This is a genomic window from Leptothrix sp. (in: b-proteobacteria) (assembly GCF_965250675.1).
In the GTDB taxonomy this organism is placed as follows: domain Bacteria; phylum Pseudomonadota; class Gammaproteobacteria; order Burkholderiales; family Burkholderiaceae_C; genus Sphaerotilus.
Genome location: NZ_CBDFPH010000008.1, coordinates 267,890 through 284,126, shown reverse-complemented (window position 1 = coordinate 284,126; position 16,237 = coordinate 267,890). Strand labels below are relative to the sequence as shown.

Here is a 16,237-nt window from a genome sequence, read left to right as displayed (position 1 = left end):
TCTGGGTGACGAAAGTGGCATTGAGCAGCGTTATAGCGACATCGCTACAACGCCTAGACATCACTGGCTGGCAGCAGATGCTGAAGCATTTGGACCACCAACGAACTGCCCCTCGTAGGTAACAGACGCAGCAGCCCTCAGACGCTTTATTTCATCGGTCATGATTTTGCGTTTTCGGTCATTCAGCAGAAATTGCTCAATGGCCGGTCTTGCTTGCGCAAGCGCCACGGGCTGAGATTTGGCACTGTTGACAAAGACGACGTTGACGCCGGTGGGAGTAGGCAACGTGAGACTCTGACCGTCAGAGAGCGCGCCGATACGATCAATCAGCGTCAGCGGCAGGTTCTCGGCAGGCTGACTAATCTGACGTGTATTGAACTTTATGTTGGCAGCGGTGAGCTGCTTGGCCAGATCGCTGCTGCTTTTGGAAGCCTGTGCGATAGGACCAAGCACATTAGCTGCTTCGCCACTGGCTTCGATATTGAACTCTTGAAGGACATAGACTCGGCGCTGTGCGAACAGAGACGGCTTGCTGTTGTAGTACTGCGCAACATCCTCGTCCGTAGGCTTGGAAGCTGTTGCAGCCAGTTTGTCTGCATAGGCACGCGCCAAGATCTCCCGCTTCGCACCCTCAATAGCCATCACCACATTCGGCTCGCGATCGAGCTTGTTCTCTGTGGCCTGTTGAATGGCAAGTTCCTGATCGATCAATGTTTCCAGAATCTGCTTGCTGGCAGCCTTGGCCTGCTCAGGCTTGAGGCCTGGCTGGCGCTGCAGCACGAAGTTGATCTGGTGGACGGAAATTTCTTCCTTGTTGACCTTGGCTGCGACCTGCGTCGCACCTTTTTTGTCGCCTCCACCACAAGCAGCCAACATCGCCACAGCAGCAGCGATTCCGAGAAAATTGGCACCACGGCGCAGGGTCAATGGGGAAGAAGAGGAACGAACCAGCGACATGAGACAACGACTCCTTGGGATGACATGACTCAGCACCACAAGGTGTGAGGCAAATAGACAACAACATCTTACCGGCGTGAATCCAGCCTGCTGCCCCCCGAAATGCAGGGGTCATCACACAACAAGGAGTGGGCGGTAAGTCTTCACGGCAAGGCCGCACGCAACACAACGCCATCTGCTTTTCTCCCACTCCCCCGTTCAGAGGCTTTTCGAGGTGGGAGTTCATCGATAAGCTCCATGTACCACGACATTCATGGGTTCGCATGCATGCGCTGTGTTGCGAGAAATCGATAGATTGCAACGTACGAATAGGTACGACTGCACGGACAGACCCGCTTTGGACGCTTCACATGAGACAGACTGTTTTTCTGGTGAACAATCAATAAATAAGTGTTCTCAGCATACGCATGCTGCGACGCTACAGGGAGAAAGAGAAATGAAATGCGGTGTTGTAGTTGCAAAGGCGAAAAGCATGGGGAGTCGCCGTGACGAATGACCGGAGCGCCAGCAAGCTGTTCCTGACTGCGCCACCTTCTGTGGCGACGTTGGTGGCTGCGGTGCTGGAACCCAGCGTTGCGGCGCTGGGGCTGATCGTTGCGCATGACGTTTTTAATGAACCCTTCGGTGGCCCTGCACGCGCCATGGTGTTGCTGTTGCTGGTGATGATGTTTCCGGGCGTGAATCGTTTCGGCCGCCGGGGCGTGGGGGTCGGTATCGACATCGTCTTCAGCTGGATCGGGCTGCTGGCTGTGCTGCTGCTGCTGGGTTACGCCACGGGCAGTCTGCATGAGTTCGACCACCGCATGCTCGCCGCCTGGGCAATGGGCGTACCGCTGGTGCAGTGGGTTTGCGTTGTCATCGGGGCAGAGTGGTTACGCCGCCGGGCGGCGTCTCCCGAGGCCAGGCGGCCGGCCGTCGTGGTGGGTGTCAACCGCATGGGTTCCCGGGTGTCGCAGATGCTGGCGCAGCGCAAGGCAGAAGGCCGCGAGTTGCTGGGCTTCTTCGATGACCGGACGCTGGACCGCCTGGAGTTGCCGCCGGGCGAGGTGCTGCACGGCAAGCTGTCTGATTTGCCGGCCTACATCGAGGCACAAGGCGTGAAGGACGTCTTCATCACGCTACCGCTGACCTCGCAGCCGCGCATCCTCAACCTGATGGCCTCGCTGCAGAACACCACGGCGTCGCTGCACTTCGTGCCGGACGTGTTTGACGTCAGCATCATCCAGGGGCGCCTGGAGGACATGGATGGCGTGCCGGTCGTGGGTCTGCTGAGTTCGCCGTTCACGGGGGTGAACAGCCTGCTCAAGCGCATCAGCGACCTCGGGCTGGCGTCGCTGATTCTGGTGTTGATCTCGCCAATCCTGCTGCTGGTGGCCTGGGGCGTGAAGCGCAGCTCACCCGGGCCGGTGATCTTCAAGCAGAGCCGCACCGGGCTGGATGGACAGATCATCAAGGTCTACAAGTTCCGTTCGATGACCGTCATGGACAACGGCCCGGTGATGCAGCAGGCCCAGCGTGGAGACGCCCGCATCACGCCATTTGGCGCCTTCATCCGCAGCACCTCGCTCGACGAGTTGCCGCAGTTCGTCAACGTCCTGCAGGGCAGCATGAGCATCGTGGGGCCACGGCCTCACGCCGTGGCGCACAACGAGCAGTACCGCAAGATCGTCAAGGCCTATATGGCGCGCCACAAGGTCAAGCCCGGCATCACCGGCTGGGCGCAGGTCAACGGCCTGCGCGGCGAGACCGACACGGTCGAGAAGATGGCCCGACGCGTCGAATACGATCTGGAGTACCTGCGCAACTGGTCGCTGGGGTTTGACCTGCTCATCATTTTCCGGACGGCAAAGCAGATGTTCTTTGACCGCACCGCTTACTGAGATTCACCGAATGCAAGCCTTGCCCTTGAAACTCTGCACCGCGATGGCCCTTCTGGGCTACCTGGGTCTGGCTCATGCCGAGTCCGACCCCTACGCGCTGACCGTGAGCCAGTCGCTGACCCGCGACAGCAACGTGCTGCGCGTACGGGATGCTGCGGCCTCGGCCGACACCATCAGCACCACCGGCCTGGGGCTGAGCGTGGATCAGCCCATCGGTCGACAGCGCCTGCGCGCCAGTGCCGGGTTGCAGGCTTCGCGCTACAGCAGCAATTCAGCCCTGAACTACACCAGCCCCAATGCCTCCCTGACCTGGGACTGGGCGACGGCAGACCGGTGGCAAGGTGAGGTCGGCGCCACGCACTCGCAGCAGCTGTACCGTGACAGCACCAACAGCGTGCTGGCCGCGCAGGGCAAGAACATCGAGCGCACCAGCACGACGTTCGCCCGCGCCCGCGTAGGCGTGGTGACCGAATGGACGCTGGAAGGCGGGCTGGCCGGCTACGACCGGCGCTTTTCCTCGACGGTCTTCGCCAACCAGGAACAGCGGCGCCTGGCCATGGACGTGGGCGTGCGCTGGCAGCCACAGCCCGACCTGAGCGTGCGCGGCCTGGTGCGACGCACCAACGGCAGCTACCCGCGCTACAGCACCACGCTGGGTGCGGACCGCTTTCACCGCAATGACATCGAGACCGTGGTGGGGCTGCGCCTGAGCGGCGCCACTGCGGTGGATCTGCGCCTGACGCGGTCGCAAGAGAGCCACAGCCAATCGCTGCTGCGCAACTCACGCCTGTGGTCCGGCGCCTTGGGCGTGCAGTGGCAACCCACCGGCAAGCTCAGCTTGCGCGCCGGACTGCTCAGAGACACCGACACCGGCAGCCAGGAACTCTTCAACGGCACCGGCAGCACCGACGCCCGCCTGAGCACCCGACTCGACCTGAGCGCGCAGTGGAAAGCCACCGACAAGGTCCAGCTGACCGCCCGCTTCCAGCAGACGCAGCGCGACCTGGAAAACGCTGCTGCCGGCCTGGGATTGGAAGTGCAGGGCGAGGACGAGCTCCAGCAAGTCTCGCTGGAAGCCGCCTATCAGGCCATGCGTGCGCTGGCGCTGGGCTGCAACGCCAGCTACGAGAAGCGCACCGTGAGCGGCAGCCAGACGCTGAGTTATCCCTACAGCGCCCGCGTGATCGGCTGCTTCGGCCGCTTCACCTGGGATTGAGCAGGCCCGGCGCTCAGAGCTGCAGCGCGGCCTCGCCGAGGCCGTCGAACGCCACCCGCACCGCATCACCCGCCTGAGCTTCCAGCAAGCCGACCCATGAGCCGGTCGTGACCACGGTGCCCGCCGGCACCGTGGCGCCCTCGCGGGTCAGGTGCCGCAACCAGGCCGGCAGCACCGCCGCCGGGTCACCCAGCGGGTGGGTGCCCACAAAGCGTTGCGGGGTCTGCGTGCCGATGTGAACCTCGCACACCTGTGCGGCCCAGTCGCGCGCTGAATACGGCTGCCACGCACCCAGCACCAGCGCGCCGTGCGACTGCAGATCCGCCAGGCGCAGCAGCGTGGGCGTGGCGCTCCAGCCGTCGGTCCAGCGGCTGTCGACCACCTCGATGCTGACGCACATGGCGTCGATCAGCGCCTCGGCGCAGGCGCGATCCAGCGTAGCGGCGGTGGCCGCATCGACACTGCGGCCCAGGCGCAGCGCCACCTCGGCCTCGATGCCGCGCTGATGCAACGACCAATGCCGGCCATCGGCCGGGCTGCCGACCACGCCCGCATCCGGCAATGGCGCATGCGTGATGCCGGCCAGCGTGCCACCGCCGGATTTCCAGGCGCGCGGCACCTCAGCGTCAAACCAGCCGAGCGCTGCGCCCTGCTGATGCTGCAGCGCGTAAGCCGCGTCCAGGTCGATGGCCTGCCACGGCAGCGCATGGTGATCGGCGCGCTGCTGCGTGTGCCGGGCGGTGATCAGGGCGGCCAGAACGCTGGCCTGCGGGTCGGTGCTGGAGTTCATCGGATGCCATTCGTATCGGGGGGCCTGAATTTAGCGCCCTCATGAAAGTCCGCATGGGCGGCGCGGTGCGCGTCGGGTATCTTGAGCCGGCCCTTTCAGCCAGTCTCCGGACGCCACCATGACCTCACTCGATGCCTTCCTCGCCGCCCGCGACCAGCTGCTGGCGCTGCGCGACGACCAGTCCGCCGCCGTGGCGCAGTTCCGCTGGCCGGTGCTGACCGAGTTCAACTGGGCACTCGACCACTTCGACACCCTGGCGCGCGGCAACGACGCCACCGCGCTGCAGATCGTCGGCGAGGACGGCAGCGTGGTGCGACGCTCATTCAGCCAGCTGTCGCAGCGCTCGGACCAGGTCGCCAACTTCCTGCGCGCTGCGGGCGTGCGGCGCGGCGACCGCGTGCTGCTGATGCTCGGCAACGAGCTGGCGCTGTGGGAAATCATGCTCGCGGCCATCAAGCTCGGCGCGGTGCTGATTCCCGCCACCGCGCTGCTCACCACCGAAGACCTGCGCGACCGCCTGGAGCGCGGCGGCGTGCGCCACGTGATCGCCGCCAGCGCGCAGGTCGACAAGTTCGCGCCGCTGCCGGGCGACTACACCCGCATCGCCGTGGGTGATGTGGCCAACAGCGCAGCGATGGGTTGGCTTCCATTCGACGACAGCGCGCAGGCGAGCACCCACTTCACACCCGACGGCGCGACGCTGGCCACCGATCCGCTGCTGCTGTACTTCACCTCCGGCACCACCTCCAAGCCCAAGCTGGTGCTGCACACGCACCAGAGCTACCCGGTCGGCCACCTGTCGACCATGTACTGGCTCGGGCTGCGACCGGGCGACGTGCACCTCAACATATCGTCGCCCGGCTGGGCCAAGCACGCGTGGAGCTGCTTCTTCGCGCCGTGGAACGCCGGCGCCTGCGTCTTCATCTACAACAGCGCCCGTTTCAGCGCACCGAACCTGCTGGCCGCACTGGCACAGCATGGTGTCACCAGCCTGTGCGCGCCGCCCACCGTCTGGCGCATGCTGATCCAGGAAGATCTGGCCTCGCACCGCAGCCGCCTGCAGCTGCGCGAGCTGATCGGCGCGGGCGAGCCGCTCAACCCCGAAATCATCGAGCAGATCCGCGCCGCCTGGGGCATCACGCTGCGCGATGGCTACGGCCAGACCGAGACCACCGCGCAGATCGGCAACGCGCCCGGCCAGCCGCTCAAGCCCGGCTCGATGGGCCGGCCGCTGCCCGGCTACCGCATCGCGCTGCTCGACCTCGACGGCCGCGAAGCCGACGAGGGCGAGGTCTGCATCGCCCTGCAAGACTGCCACGGCCAGCGCCCGCTCGGCCTGATGGCCGGCTACCAGGACAGCGCCGAGAAAACCGCCGAAGTCATGCGCGACGGCTACTACCGCACCGGCGACGTCGCCAGCCGCGCGGCCGACGGCTACATCACCTTCGTCGGCCGGGCGGACGACGTGTTCAAGGCCTCCGACTACCGCATCAGCCCGTTCGAGCTCGAAAGCGCGCTGATGGAACACCCGGCGGTGGCCGAAGTCGCCGTCGTGCCCAGCCCCGACCCGCTGCGGCTGGCCGTGCCCAAGGCCTTCCTGATGCTGGTGGCCGGCACGGCGCCGAGCCGTGAACTGGCCGAGGCCATCTTCACCTTCGCGCGCCAGCAGCTCGCGCCCTACAAGCGCGTGCGCCGGCTGGAATTCGTCAGCGAGCTGCCCAAGACCATCTCCGGCAAGATCCGCCGCGTGCAGCTGCGCACGCTGGAAGTGCAACGGCGCGCCGCCCCCTCACGCGCCGAGGGCGAATTCTTCGAGGAAGACTTTCCCAGCCTCAAGTAACCGGGAAGCGTCCGCGCTCAAACCCAGTCGCTGCTCGGCGCGCGCCACAGGTCGATGCCGCCTTCCTGCGCGTGGCGGTCGATCTCGGCCAGTTCCTCGGCGCTGAACGCCAGGTTGGCGAGCGCGCCGACGTTCTCGCGGATCTGCGCGGCGCTGCTGGCGCCGATCAGCGTGGTCGTCATGCGCGCATCGCGCAGCACCCAGGCCAGCGCCATCTGCGCCAGGCTCTGGCCGCGTTGCTGGGCGATGCCGTTGAGCGCGCGCACCTTGGCCAGGTTGGCCTCGCTCAGGTGCGCGGCCATCAGCGAGCCGCCGCCCGGGCGGTTGATGCGCGCATCGGCCGGAATGCCGTTGAGGTACTTGTCCGACAGCAGCCCCTGCGCCAGCGCGGTGAAGCTGATGCAGCCGGCGCCGTGTTCGGTCAGCGTGTCGAGCAGGCCCCCCTCGATCCAGCGGTTGAGCAGGTTGTAGCTCGGCTGGTGAATCAGCAGCGGCACGCCTTCGGCCTTCAACAGCCGGGCCATCTCGGCCGTCTTGCCGGGCGAGTAGGACGAGATGCCGATGTAGAGCGCCTTGCCCTGGCGCACGGCCTGAGCCAGTGCGCCGGCGGTCTCCTCCAGCGGCGTTTCAGCATCGAAGCGGTGTGAATAAAAGATATCCACATAGTCCAGCCCCAGGCGCTGCAGGCTCTGGTCCAGGCTGGCCAGCACGTACTTGCGCGAGCCGCCGCCCTGGCCGTACGGGCCCGGCCACATGTCCCAGCCGGCCTTGCTGGAGATGATCAGCTCGTCGCGGTAAGGCTTCAACTCCTCGCGCAGGATGCGGCCGAAGTTGATCTCCGAGCTGCCGTAGGGCGGGCCGTAGTTGTTGGCCAGGTCGAAGTGGGTGATGCCCAGGTCGAAGGCGGTGGTGACCATCTCGCGCTGCACGGCGAGCGGCGTGGTGTCGCCGAAGTTGTGCCACAGGCCCAGCGACAGCGCCGGCAGCTTCAGCCCGCTGGCGCCGCAGCGGCGATAAGGCATGGACTCGTAGCGGTTGGCGGCAGCGGTGTAGATGGGTTTCATGGTTCTGGCCTGGCGGAAGTGAATGGGCGTATCGGCGTGGGGCGCTGATGATGCCGCAAGGGCCGCCGGCCTGCGCGGCAGACGGTCAACCGCCGGCCAACGCCGGCTTACTGCGCGCCGGGCAGCAGCCGCCAGCCGGTCTGCTGGACGAACTCGGCGTAGGACAGCGGCGGACCTTCATAGCGCGTGGCATCGTTGCTCAGCACATGGGCCCAGGTCCGCCCGGTCTGGGCGTCGTGCACCAGCTTGAAGAGGTGGCTGGGCACCCAGACCCGGTTGTCGCCGATGGTGGCCTGCGGCGTCTTGCGGAACAGCGGCCCGGAGAACACGAACACATCGCCCTTGGCGCGCATCGCGTACTTGCGCGTGTCCATCTCCAGCCGGGCCCAGATGCGCTGGTTGTTGATGCGGTCCTGCGGAATCATGTTCGAGAGTGCAAACGACTGCGCCATCGCCGTGACGTCGGGCTGATCGGCTGCCGGCGACATGTGGCCACGGTCGAAACCGCTGCCCTTGAAATCGCTCAGGTCGGCGCGCTCGCTTCGGGGCAGGCGCGGGTCGGGGTAGAACTCGTCGGTGCGCTCTTCGTCGCGGGCGTCGAGCAGCATCTGGCGGCTCAGGCGCTCGACCACCACCAGCGGCGTCTTGCTCAGGCCGGAATGCAGCACCGCGAAGGTGTTGGAGCACAGGCCGCGCGGCTTCCAGCGCGCCGGCACCACGTCCAGCGCCAGCGGCTTGCCGCCCGGAAAGACCGCCTTGCAGCCGTCGAAGGTCGAGCGCCGCTGCTCGGGCGCGTACAGCGAGATGGCTTCCGTGGCGACGCGGTCGGGGTTGCGGCGGGCCTGCACCACGGCGGGCGCGGTGCAGAACATCGCCAGGACGACGACGAGCAACTTAGACAGGTTTCTTGGCATTGTTTTGGAACAGGGAGCAGGGAAAAGGGAGCGGGATTGTGCGTGCGACCTGCTCCAATCCGGACATGCCCTACACCGTCGCCGTCCGCGCCCTGTGCGAATTCACCGCCAAGGTGGGCGATCTGGACCTGCGCTTCACGCCCTCGCCCACCGCGCTCGAAGGCATCGAGGGCCACGCCGTGGTCGTGGCGCGACGCGGGGCCGGCTACCGCGCCGAGGTGAGCCTGAGCGGCGAATTCGGCCCGCTGCGCGTGCGCGGCCGGGCCGATGGTTTTGACGCGATGCGCGGCCGGCTCGAAGAAATCAAGACCCACCGCGGCAGCCTGGAACGCCAGCCCGACAACCACCGCGCGCTGCACTGGGCGCAGGCCATGGTCTACGGCCACCTGCTGTGCCAGCAGGACGGGCGCACCGAGGTCGAGCTGGCGCTGGTGTACTTCGACATCCTCAGCCAGAGCGAAACCGTGTTCACGCGCGCCTGCAGCGCAACGGAGTTGCAGGCGCACTTCGAGCAGCGCTGCCAGGCCTTCCTGGCCTGGGCCGAACAGGAACTGGCACACCGCACGGCGCGTGACGCCGCGCTGGCGACGCTGCCGTTTCCGCACGCCGACTTCCGCCACGGCCAGCGCCCGCTGGCCGAAGCCGTCTACCGCAGCGCTGTGTCCGGCCGCTGCCTGATGGCGCAGGCGCCCACCGGCATCGGCAAGACGCTGGGCACGCTGTTTCCGCTGCTGCGGGCGCTGCCCGGCGCGCAGATCGACCGGGTGTTCTTCCTGACCGCCAAGACCTCGGGCCGCGCGCTGGCGCTCGATGCGCTGGTGACGTTGCGGGCGGCGCAACCTTTGTTGCCGCTGCGCAGCCTGGAACTGGTGGCGCGCGACAAGGCCTGCGAGCACCCGGAGCTGGCCTGCCACGGCGCCTCATGCCCGCTGGCACAGGGCTTCTATGACCGGCTGGCGGCGGCGCGGCAGGCCGCACTCGCGCTGCCGGCCTGGGACAAGGCCAGCGTGCGCGAACTGGCCGCGCAGCACGCCATCTGCCCCTACTACCTGACGCAGGAACTGGCGCGCTGGGCCGACGTGGTGGTGGGCGACTACAACCACTTCTTCGACAGCGCCGCGCTGCTGCACGGCCTGACCCAGGTGCTGGGCTGGCGCGTGGCGCTGCTGGTCGACGAGGCGCACAACCTGGTCGAGCGCGCCCGCAAGATGTACAGCGCCGACTTCGACGCCGACCGCCTGCAGCGCCTGCGCCGCACCGCGCCGCCGGCCGAGGTGCGCAAGGCGCTCGACCGCGTGCTGCGGCGCTGGAAGGCGCTGCTGGCCGAGCAGCCGCTCGACTACCAGGTGCTGGCCGACGCGCCCGAGGCGCTCACCACCGCGCTGCAGCAGGCCGGCACCGTGATCCTCAACCACCTGGCCGAGCATCCAACCGAGCCCAACGCCGCGCTGCTCGACTTCGCCTTTGACGCGCTGCAGCTGGTGCGGCTGTCGGAATCAGCTGGCGCGCATTCGCTCTACGACCTGGAGCGCCCTACCCACGCCAGCCCGCGCCTGAGCCTGCGCAACGTCGTGCCGGCGCCATACCTGAAGCCCCGGCTGGCAGTGGCTCATACGGTGACCCTGTTCTCGGCCACGCTGCAGCCGCAAGGCTATTACGCCGATCTGCTGGGTCTGCCGGACAACACGGCGTGGATCGATGTCGAGTCGCCGTTTGCCGCGGCGCAGCTCGATGTGCATATCGCCCGTGACATCTCGACCCGCTACCGCCACCGCGACGCCTCGCTGGCGCGCATCGTGGCGCGCATGGCGCGGCAGTACGCGGCGCGGCCGGGCAACTACCTGGCGTTCTTCAGCAGCTTCGACTACCTGGACCGCGTCGCCGCCGCGCTGGCCGCCGCACATCCGGAGGTGCCGGTCTGGCTGCAGCAGCGCGGCATGAGCGAGGCGGCGCAGGCCGACTTCCTGGCGCGCTTCACGCCGGACGGGCGCGGCATCGGCTTTGCGGTGCTGGGCGGCGCGTTCTCGGAGGGCATCGACCTGACGGGCGAGCGCCTGATCGGTGCCTTCATCGCCACGCTCGGCATGCCGCAGGTCAACCCGGTCAATGAGCAGCTGCGACAGCGCATCGACCAGACCGACGCGCTGGCCGGGCGCGGCTTCGACTACACCTATCTGTACCCCGGCCTGCAGAAGGTGGTGCAGGCCGCCGGCCGCGTGATCCGCACCACCGCCGATCAGGGCGTGATCCATCTGCTGGACGACCGTTTCCAGCGCCGCGAGGTGCGCGCGCTGCTGCCGGCGTGGTGGGCGGTGGAGGAGACACGATGAACCCGCCGCCCTACAAAGGCCAGTCGTTTGCCGCCCGGCTCGGCCATGCGCTCAGCGGCCTGGCCGTCGCACTGCGGCGCGAGCGCAGCCTGCGCGTGCAGCTGGCCGGCGCCCTGACCGCCGCGCTGGTGCTGGGCCTGACGCACGCCGCACCGCTGTGGTGGGCACTCGCCGCCCTGGCCAGCGGCGCCGTGCTGGCCGCCGAGATGTTCAACACCGCGCTTGAAGCCCTGGCCGACCGGCTGCACCCGGAGCGCCACGCCGAGATCAAGTTCGCCAAGGACGCCGCCGCCGGCGCGGTGCTGCTGACGGCGCTGGCGGCGGCAGGGGTGGCGCTGGCGTATCTGTGGAGTTGGTGGCGAGGCGGCTGAGCGACTCAGACTTGTGCCAACGCCGCGACGACCTCGGCAAACGTCGGCCGCGCCAGCACCTGTGGCTGCAGGCAGGCGTCGCGCAGTGCGGTCAGAGTGGTGAGGCAGGCGGCATCGGCAGGCGCAGAGTGATCCACCGCCACGCGCTCGATCAACTCTTCCAGCAGGCAGCCGTAGGCGCGCACTTCCAGGCGCTGCAGCGCCGCCGCTGCCACACTGGCCGGGTCGTAGAACGACGCGGCGCCGAAATCGCTCAGCACGCACTGCGGCTGCTGCACGTCACCATTCCAGAGCAGGTTGTGGGCATAGAGGTCGCCGTGCATCAGGCCTTGGGCGTGCAGGTGGGCGGCGACGTCGGCGATGCGGCGGGCGATGCTCAGCGCCGACGCCACCGGCAGGCGCAGGCCGTCGGCGTAGACATCGCGCGTGCACGACGCCAGGCTCGGCGGGCCGGCCAGCGCACGAAAGCTGGGGTCGAGCAGCGCCAGCACCAGCGCGGCACTGCCTTCGGGGTGATCGTGCAGCACGCCGGCCACGTCGATCAGCCCGGCGTGGCCGGCGGCGGCGATGCAGGCGGCCATCTCGCAATCGGGCAGACCGTCGCTGGTCATCGCGCCCTTGAAGAGCTTGACGGCGACAGGCTGTGCGGGCTGCTCAGCCCGCTGCCACAGCGCGCGGTGGATCACGCCCGAGGCGCCCTCGCCCAGCGCGTGCTGCAGCTGCAACTCGGACCACGCAATGCGCGCGATGTCGGCCCGCGCCGGCGGTGCCGCGTGATCGGCACCGAGCGGGTTGCCCGCCAGCGCCAGCCAGCTCAGGCGCGGCAAGTCCAGCAGCCAGGGCGGCAAGGTCTCGAAGCGGTTGGCGGCCAGCCGCAGCAATTCCAGTTGCGTGCAACGCGACAGATCCGGCAACGCGCGCAGGCGGTTGCCGGCCAGCATCAGTTTCTGCAGGCGCGGGCGCTGGCCGAGCGCATCAGGCAACTCGGCGAGGTCGTTGTCGGTCAGGATCAGCCAGCGCAGCGGCGCCGGCAGCGACTCGGCCGGCACGTGGGCAATGCGGTTGGCCTTGAAGCCGACCATCTCCAGCGCCGCGCAGTCGCCCAGCACCGGCGGCAGCTCGGTAAACGGGTTGTCGGAGCAGAAGATCACCTTGAGCCGCTTCAGGCGCGGCAGGTCGTGCGGCAGCGTGGTGAGCCGGTTGCCGGAGAGGTTGAGGACTTCGAGCGTGTCGGCCAGCGCGAAGATCTCGCGCGGGAACTCGCTCAGGCCGCAGGACAGGTCGAGGCGGCGCGTGCCGGCCAGCGCGCCGGAGCGCAGTTGTTGCAGGGTGTGCATGGCCGCGATTGTCCGGGCTGTTGCGGCGCCGGCAGCCTCACAGTCCCAATTCGCTCAGACCCGGGTGATCGTCAGGGCGGCGGCCGAGCGGCCAGTGGAACAGGCGCTCGCCCGGCGTGATCGGCAGGTCGTTGATGCTGGCAAAGCGGCGCTGCATGAAGCCGTGCTCGTTGAACTCCCAGTTCTCGTTGCCGTAGCTGCGAAACCACTGGCCCGATTCGTCGTGGCTTTCATAGGCGAAGCGCACCGCGATGCGGTGGTCGGTGAAGGCCCACAGCTCCTTGATGAGCCGGTAGTCGAGTTCGCGCGCCCACTTGCGCGCCAGGAAGGCCTTGACCTGCTCGCGCCCGACCGGGAACTCGGCGCGGTTGCGCCAGACGGTGTCCTCGGTGTAGACGCGGGCGCAGACCTCGGGGTCGCGGGTGTTCCAGGCGTCTTCGGCGCCGCGCACCTTGCGGGTGGCGGTCTCCAGCGTGAAGGGCGGGACGGGCGGGCGTTGCTCAGGGGTAGGCGTCGTGGTCATGGGCGTCGCGTCGTGAAGGTCAGGGTGGAGGGCAGGCGGCGCCAATCTGCCGCCCACGGCCATATTGACACGCGCCCCATGACACTGGCGCGCGCGGACCACGCGCGCATCTCAGTGCGGGCGTCAGTGCAGCCTCAGTGCTTGTGCTCGCCGTGGCCGCCAGCGGCCGCAGCGCCTCCGGGCGCCGTGGTCAGCACGGGGACCTTGACCTCGGTGCGGGTCTCGACGCCCTTGGCATCCTTGAACACCAGCGTCAGCGGGATGCTGCTGTCCTTGGGCAGCGGCGTCTTCAGGTCCATCAGCATGACGTGGAAGCCGCCCGGCTTGAGCGAGAAGGTCTTGTGCTCGGGCAGTTCCACACTGCCGACGGCGCTCATCTTCATGATGTCGCCGTCCATCTTCATCTGGTGGACCTCGGCGACACCGGCCACCGGGCTGGACACACTGACCAGGCGCAGCGGCTCGTGGGCGATCAGGTCCATGAAGGCACCGGTGGACTTCTGGCCCTTGACGGTGGCGCGCGCCCAGGCGCCGTTGACTTCGATGTTCTGCGCCAGCAGCGGGGTCGCGCAGGCCAGGCCCAGCAGGGCGGCGGTGATTTGACGGGAAAGGTTCATGGGAGGCTCCTTGGGAAATGGCAGGACGTGTGGCGGGCGTTGTGTGAAATCAATGGGCATGGCCGCCAGCGGCAGGCTGCGAGGGCAGCACCTCCAGCAGCACGGCCGGGGCCTTCAGGCCTCGGGTGGACAGGCCGGTGGCGGGCACCTCGGCCCAGTCGATGGCGGCACTCTCGCAAGTCTGCAGCACCTTGAACCACAGCGCGCCGGGCTGGTCGGGCAACTGGCCGCGCAACGCGAAGCTGTCGGCCCAGGCGTCCTGCAGCCAGGCGTCGCGGGTCAGCGCGGTCCAGCGGATTTCGGCCACGTCGTCGGTGATGGTCTTGCCGTGGCTGGTGTAGGGCTTGGCCAGCGCGGCGCGGGTGATGTCGAGCTTCCAGCCCGGCTTGGGCACCGGCTTGGCGCCCTTGAAACCGGCAGGAATGCGCACGGTGACGGTGTGCACCGGCGCGCCATCGCAGCCGTGGCCGATGTTGACGACCGCCTTGTAGTAAGTGCCGGCCAGCGCGACGGGCTCGTCGAGCGAGGCGTGGGCGGCTGCGCCGGTCGAGAAACAGACCAAGCCCAAGGCCGCCACAACAGAGGTCCGGCGAAGAAAAGACAGCGATGAAGACATGAGGGATTTCCGAAGCATTCAGGGACGCGCGCACCTGCGCTGCACTTAGCGCGCAGGTCGGCATGGATCGCCGGCTTGCTGCCGGGCCGATCCGCAAAAAACATGATGAGACGATGGGGCTGGGCCGCGAGGCGGCCGCGTGCTCAGGCCCGGGGCGGGCCGCGCGCCGGCTCGAAGCCTGGCGCCAACGCATGCAGTGAGGGGCTGAGGCGGCTGCGCGTGTAGCGCTCGGGCTCGATCAGGCGGTCCGGGGCCCCCGACGGGGCTGGCGGCAGCGCCGAGACGCTCCAGCACAGGGGGCACTTCAGGACGTTGTGATCCGGCACGGCACCGGTGTCCGGGGCGGACACGCCGGCGCGGTCGGACGTGGTGGGCGTGGTGCAGAAGCTGTCGAGGAAGTCTCCCCGCTGCGCCGCCAACACCGGACTCAACACGCCCGCAGCCAGCACGAGCACCAGCCACGCCAACGCCCAGCGGGCGCGTGTGCGGAGTGAACGGATGAGCTGCATAGGTTGCGATTATCGGCAACTCATCTTGTCCGCACACCGCGAAAATTTTTTGACCTTCAGCGTAAGCCATCCACCTCGCTGGCGACTACAGGTCATGAAGATCTGCAACCGCCCCAACCCCTTGCTGCGCAACGCACTGGCTCTCGGCTTGATGCTGTCGACCCACCTCGGCGCCATCGCCCAGTCCAGTTGCCAGGCACGCAGCGGGCCGAAGACGGCGGCGCTCGTCGAGCTGTACACCTCGGAAGGCTGCTCCAGCTGCCCGCCAGCGGACAAGCAGCTCAGCACGCTGCGCCAGACCCTCGACCCGCAGGCCGAGGTCGTGCCGCTGTCGCTGCACGTGGACTACTGGGACTACATCGGCTGGAAGGATCCCTATGCCCAGCCCGCCTTCGGCCAGCGCCACCGCGCGCTGGTGACGGCCAACCAGCACAAGACGGTCTACACGCCGCACTTCTTCGTCAGCGGCGGCGAGGTGCGCGAATGGCGCGGCACGCTGCGCGACGAGGTGCGCCGCATCAACGCCCAGCCGGCAGCGGCCGAGATCCGCCTCAAGACCCGCCTGACACCCCAGGGCACGCTGGCCATTTCTGCCGACGCCAGCCGAACCAGCCCGGGGGATGCCGCACAGCTCTACGTCGCACTGGCCGAAGACGGCCTGGTCTCGCGCGTGGCGCGCGGCGAGAACGGCGGCACCACCTTGTCGCACAACGCCGTGGTGCGCCAGTGGCTCGGCCCGATCCGCCTCAGTGACAGCAGCACCGGCAGCGCCAGCCTGCAGCGCGAACTCACGCTCGACCCCGGCTGGAACCGCAAGCGCCTGTCGCTGGTGGCCTTCGTGCAGCAAGAAGGCAGCGCCCGCGTGCTGCAGGCCCTGGCCACGCCGGTCTGTGCCGGCGCCTGATTTCCTCATCCCGCTTTTCCTTGTCCCGCTCCACCCCTTCCCCAACCCCTGAAACAGGAAAACTCCCCATGAACAAGCTCATTGCCACCGCCTTCTCCGCCTGCCTGCTGATCTCCACCGGCCACGTCCTGGCCCAGGACAGCATGGCCAAGGACGACATGATGAAGAAGGAAGAAATGATGAAGAAAGACGCCATGAAAAAGGACGGCATGGCGAAAGACGGCATGAAGAAGCACGCCATGAAATCGGACATGAAGACCGACATGAAAAAGGACACCATGAAGAAGGACATGATGACCAAGGACGGCATGAAGAAAGACGAAATGATGAAGGACGACATGAAGATGGATGACATGAAGAAGTGACACC

16 protein-coding genes are annotated in these 16,237 nt (G+C 67.5%); 7 read left to right on the top strand and 9 right to left on the bottom strand.

Annotated features, from left to right (window positions below):
• Positions 1–60 precede the first annotated feature (60 nt).
• On the bottom strand, positions 61–957 hold the full coding sequence (locus AC5IG3_RS10495) for an EpsD family peptidyl-prolyl cis-trans isomerase (RefSeq protein WP_491906250.1): 897 nt from the start codon (positions 955–957) through the stop codon (positions 61–63).
• A gap of 485 nt (positions 958–1,442) precedes the next feature.
• Between AC5IG3_RS10495 and AC5IG3_RS10490 the strand changes: the two genes are divergently transcribed.
• The gene (locus tag AC5IG3_RS10490; RefSeq protein ID WP_491906249.1) at positions 1,443–2,837 is read left to right on the top strand and encodes an undecaprenyl-phosphate glucose phosphotransferase; all 1,395 of its coding nucleotides are present in this window, start codon (positions 1,443–1,445) and stop codon (positions 2,835–2,837) included.
• A gap of 19 nt (positions 2,838–2,856) precedes the next feature.
• Entirely contained in the window at positions 2,857–4,053 is a 1,197-nt protein-coding gene (locus AC5IG3_RS10485) for a porin family protein (RefSeq protein WP_491906248.1), read from the top strand.
• A gap of 13 nt (positions 4,054–4,066) precedes the next feature.
• Here AC5IG3_RS10485 and AC5IG3_RS10480 read toward each other — a convergent pair whose 3' ends face one another.
• Positions 4,067–4,843 (bottom strand): fumarylacetoacetate hydrolase family protein, encoded by a 777-nt coding sequence (locus AC5IG3_RS10480; RefSeq protein ID WP_491906247.1) that lies wholly within the window; start codon positions 4,841–4,843, stop codon positions 4,067–4,069.
• 118 nt (positions 4,844–4,961) lie between these two features.
• Here AC5IG3_RS10480 and AC5IG3_RS10475 point away from each other — a divergent pair, with 118 nt between their 5' ends.
• Positions 4,962–6,683 (top strand): AMP-binding protein, encoded by a 1,722-nt coding sequence (locus tag AC5IG3_RS10475; protein WP_491906246.1) that lies wholly within the window; start codon positions 4,962–4,964, stop codon positions 6,681–6,683.
• Between the two features lie 17 nt (positions 6,684–6,700).
• Here AC5IG3_RS10475 and mgrA read toward each other — a convergent pair whose 3' ends face one another.
• Both mgrA and AC5IG3_RS10465 read right to left on the bottom strand, forming a co-directional pair.
• On the bottom strand, positions 6,701–7,747 hold the full coding sequence (gene mgrA, locus AC5IG3_RS10470; RefSeq protein WP_491906245.1) for an L-glyceraldehyde 3-phosphate reductase: 1,047 nt from the start codon (positions 7,745–7,747) through the stop codon (positions 6,701–6,703).
• 107 nt (positions 7,748–7,854) lie between these two features.
• Positions 7,855–8,640: a DNA/RNA non-specific endonuclease gene (locus AC5IG3_RS10465; RefSeq protein ID WP_491906244.1), complete on the bottom strand. Its 786-nt coding sequence runs from the start codon at positions 8,638–8,640 to the stop codon at positions 7,855–7,857.
• 86 nt (positions 8,641–8,726) lie between these two features.
• On the opposite strand from AC5IG3_RS10465, the gene AC5IG3_RS10460 reads away from it, so the two are divergent.
• Positions 8,727–10,991, top strand: a complete 2,265-nt coding sequence (locus AC5IG3_RS10460) for an ATP-dependent DNA helicase (protein WP_491906243.1) — start codon at positions 8,727–8,729, stop codon at positions 10,989–10,991.
• A complete protein-coding gene (locus AC5IG3_RS10455; RefSeq protein WP_491906242.1) occupies positions 10,988–11,362 on the top strand; it encodes a diacylglycerol kinase in 375 nt (124 codons plus the stop codon). Before AC5IG3_RS10460 ends, AC5IG3_RS10455 begins: the two co-directional genes overlap by 4 nt.
• 5 nt (positions 11,363–11,367) lie before the next feature.
• Here AC5IG3_RS10455 and AC5IG3_RS10450 read toward each other — a convergent pair whose 3' ends face one another.
• The 5 genes from AC5IG3_RS10450 to AC5IG3_RS10430 all read right to left on the bottom strand — a co-directional run bounded on the left by AC5IG3_RS10450 (position 11,368) and on the right by AC5IG3_RS10430 (position 14,964).
• Positions 11,368–12,699 (bottom strand): leucine-rich repeat-containing protein kinase family protein, encoded by a 1,332-nt coding sequence (locus AC5IG3_RS10450; protein WP_491906241.1) that lies wholly within the window; start codon positions 12,697–12,699, stop codon positions 11,368–11,370.
• A 37-nt stretch (positions 12,700–12,736) separates the two neighbouring features.
• Complete coding sequence (locus tag AC5IG3_RS10445; RefSeq protein WP_491906240.1) at positions 12,737–13,222, bottom strand: nuclear transport factor 2 family protein; 486 nt, start codon at positions 13,220–13,222, stop codon at positions 12,737–12,739.
• 134 nt (positions 13,223–13,356) lie between these two features.
• A complete protein-coding gene (locus AC5IG3_RS10440) occupies positions 13,357–13,839 on the bottom strand; it encodes a copper chaperone PCu(A)C (protein WP_491906239.1) in 483 nt (160 codons plus the stop codon).
• 49 nt (positions 13,840–13,888) lie between these two features.
• Positions 13,889–14,416 carry a YcnI family copper-binding membrane protein gene (locus AC5IG3_RS10435; protein WP_491906774.1) on the bottom strand — a complete coding sequence of 176 codons (528 nt, stop codon included), beginning with the start codon at positions 14,414–14,416 and terminating at the stop codon, positions 13,889–13,891.
• A 182-nt stretch (positions 14,417–14,598) separates the two neighbouring features.
• Positions 14,599–14,964 carry a DUF2946 family protein gene (locus tag AC5IG3_RS10430; RefSeq protein ID WP_491906238.1) on the bottom strand — a complete coding sequence of 122 codons (366 nt, stop codon included), beginning with the start codon at positions 14,962–14,964 and terminating at the stop codon, positions 14,599–14,601.
• A gap of 94 nt (positions 14,965–15,058) precedes the next feature.
• Between AC5IG3_RS10430 and AC5IG3_RS10425 the strand changes: the two genes are divergently transcribed.
• Positions 15,059–15,868, top strand: a complete 810-nt coding sequence (locus tag AC5IG3_RS10425; RefSeq protein ID WP_491906237.1) for a DUF1223 domain-containing protein — start codon at positions 15,059–15,061, stop codon at positions 15,866–15,868.
• Between the two features lie 68 nt (positions 15,869–15,936).
• On the top strand, positions 15,937–16,233 hold the full coding sequence (locus AC5IG3_RS10420; protein ID WP_491906236.1) for a pentapeptide MXKDX repeat protein: 297 nt from the start codon (positions 15,937–15,939) through the stop codon (positions 16,231–16,233).
• The last annotated feature ends 4 nt before the right edge of the window (positions 16,234–16,237 follow it).

What these genes read in the sequence shown, in the direction of transcription:
- AC5IG3_RS10425 (WP_491906237.1), top strand. Translation starts at nt 15,059, where the DNA reads ATGAAGATCTGCAACCGCCCCAACCCCTTGCTGCGCAACGCACTGGCT.
- AC5IG3_RS10480 (WP_491906247.1), bottom strand. Translation starts at nt 4,843, where the DNA reads ATGAACTCCAGCACCGACCCGCAGGCCAGCGTTCTGGCCGCCCTGATC.
- AC5IG3_RS10475 (WP_491906246.1), top strand. Translation starts at nt 4,962, where the DNA reads ATGACCTCACTCGATGCCTTCCTCGCCGCCCGCGACCAGCTGCTGGCG.
- AC5IG3_RS10430 (WP_491906238.1), bottom strand. Translation starts at nt 14,964, where the DNA reads ATGCAGCTCATCCGTTCACTCCGCACACGCGCCCGCTGGGCGTTGGCG.
- mgrA (WP_491906245.1), bottom strand. Translation starts at nt 7,747, where the DNA reads ATGAAACCCATCTACACCGCTGCCGCCAACCGCTACGAGTCCATGCCT.
- AC5IG3_RS10460 (WP_491906243.1), top strand. Translation starts at nt 8,727, where the DNA reads ATGCCCTACACCGTCGCCGTCCGCGCCCTGTGCGAATTCACCGCCAAG.
- AC5IG3_RS10445 (WP_491906240.1), bottom strand. Translation starts at nt 13,222, where the DNA reads ATGACCACGACGCCTACCCCTGAGCAACGCCCGCCCGTCCCGCCCTTC.
- AC5IG3_RS10420 (WP_491906236.1), top strand. Translation starts at nt 15,937, where the DNA reads ATGAACAAGCTCATTGCCACCGCCTTCTCCGCCTGCCTGCTGATCTCC.
- AC5IG3_RS10455 (WP_491906242.1), top strand. Translation starts at nt 10,988, where the DNA reads ATGAACCCGCCGCCCTACAAAGGCCAGTCGTTTGCCGCCCGGCTCGGC.
- AC5IG3_RS10440 (WP_491906239.1), bottom strand. Translation starts at nt 13,839, where the DNA reads ATGAACCTTTCCCGTCAAATCACCGCCGCCCTGCTGGGCCTGGCCTGC.
- AC5IG3_RS10450 (WP_491906241.1), bottom strand. Translation starts at nt 12,699, where the DNA reads ATGCACACCCTGCAACAACTGCGCTCCGGCGCGCTGGCCGGCACGCGC.
- AC5IG3_RS10495 (WP_491906250.1), bottom strand. Translation starts at nt 957, where the DNA reads ATGTCGCTGGTTCGTTCCTCTTCTTCCCCATTGACCCTGCGCCGTGGT.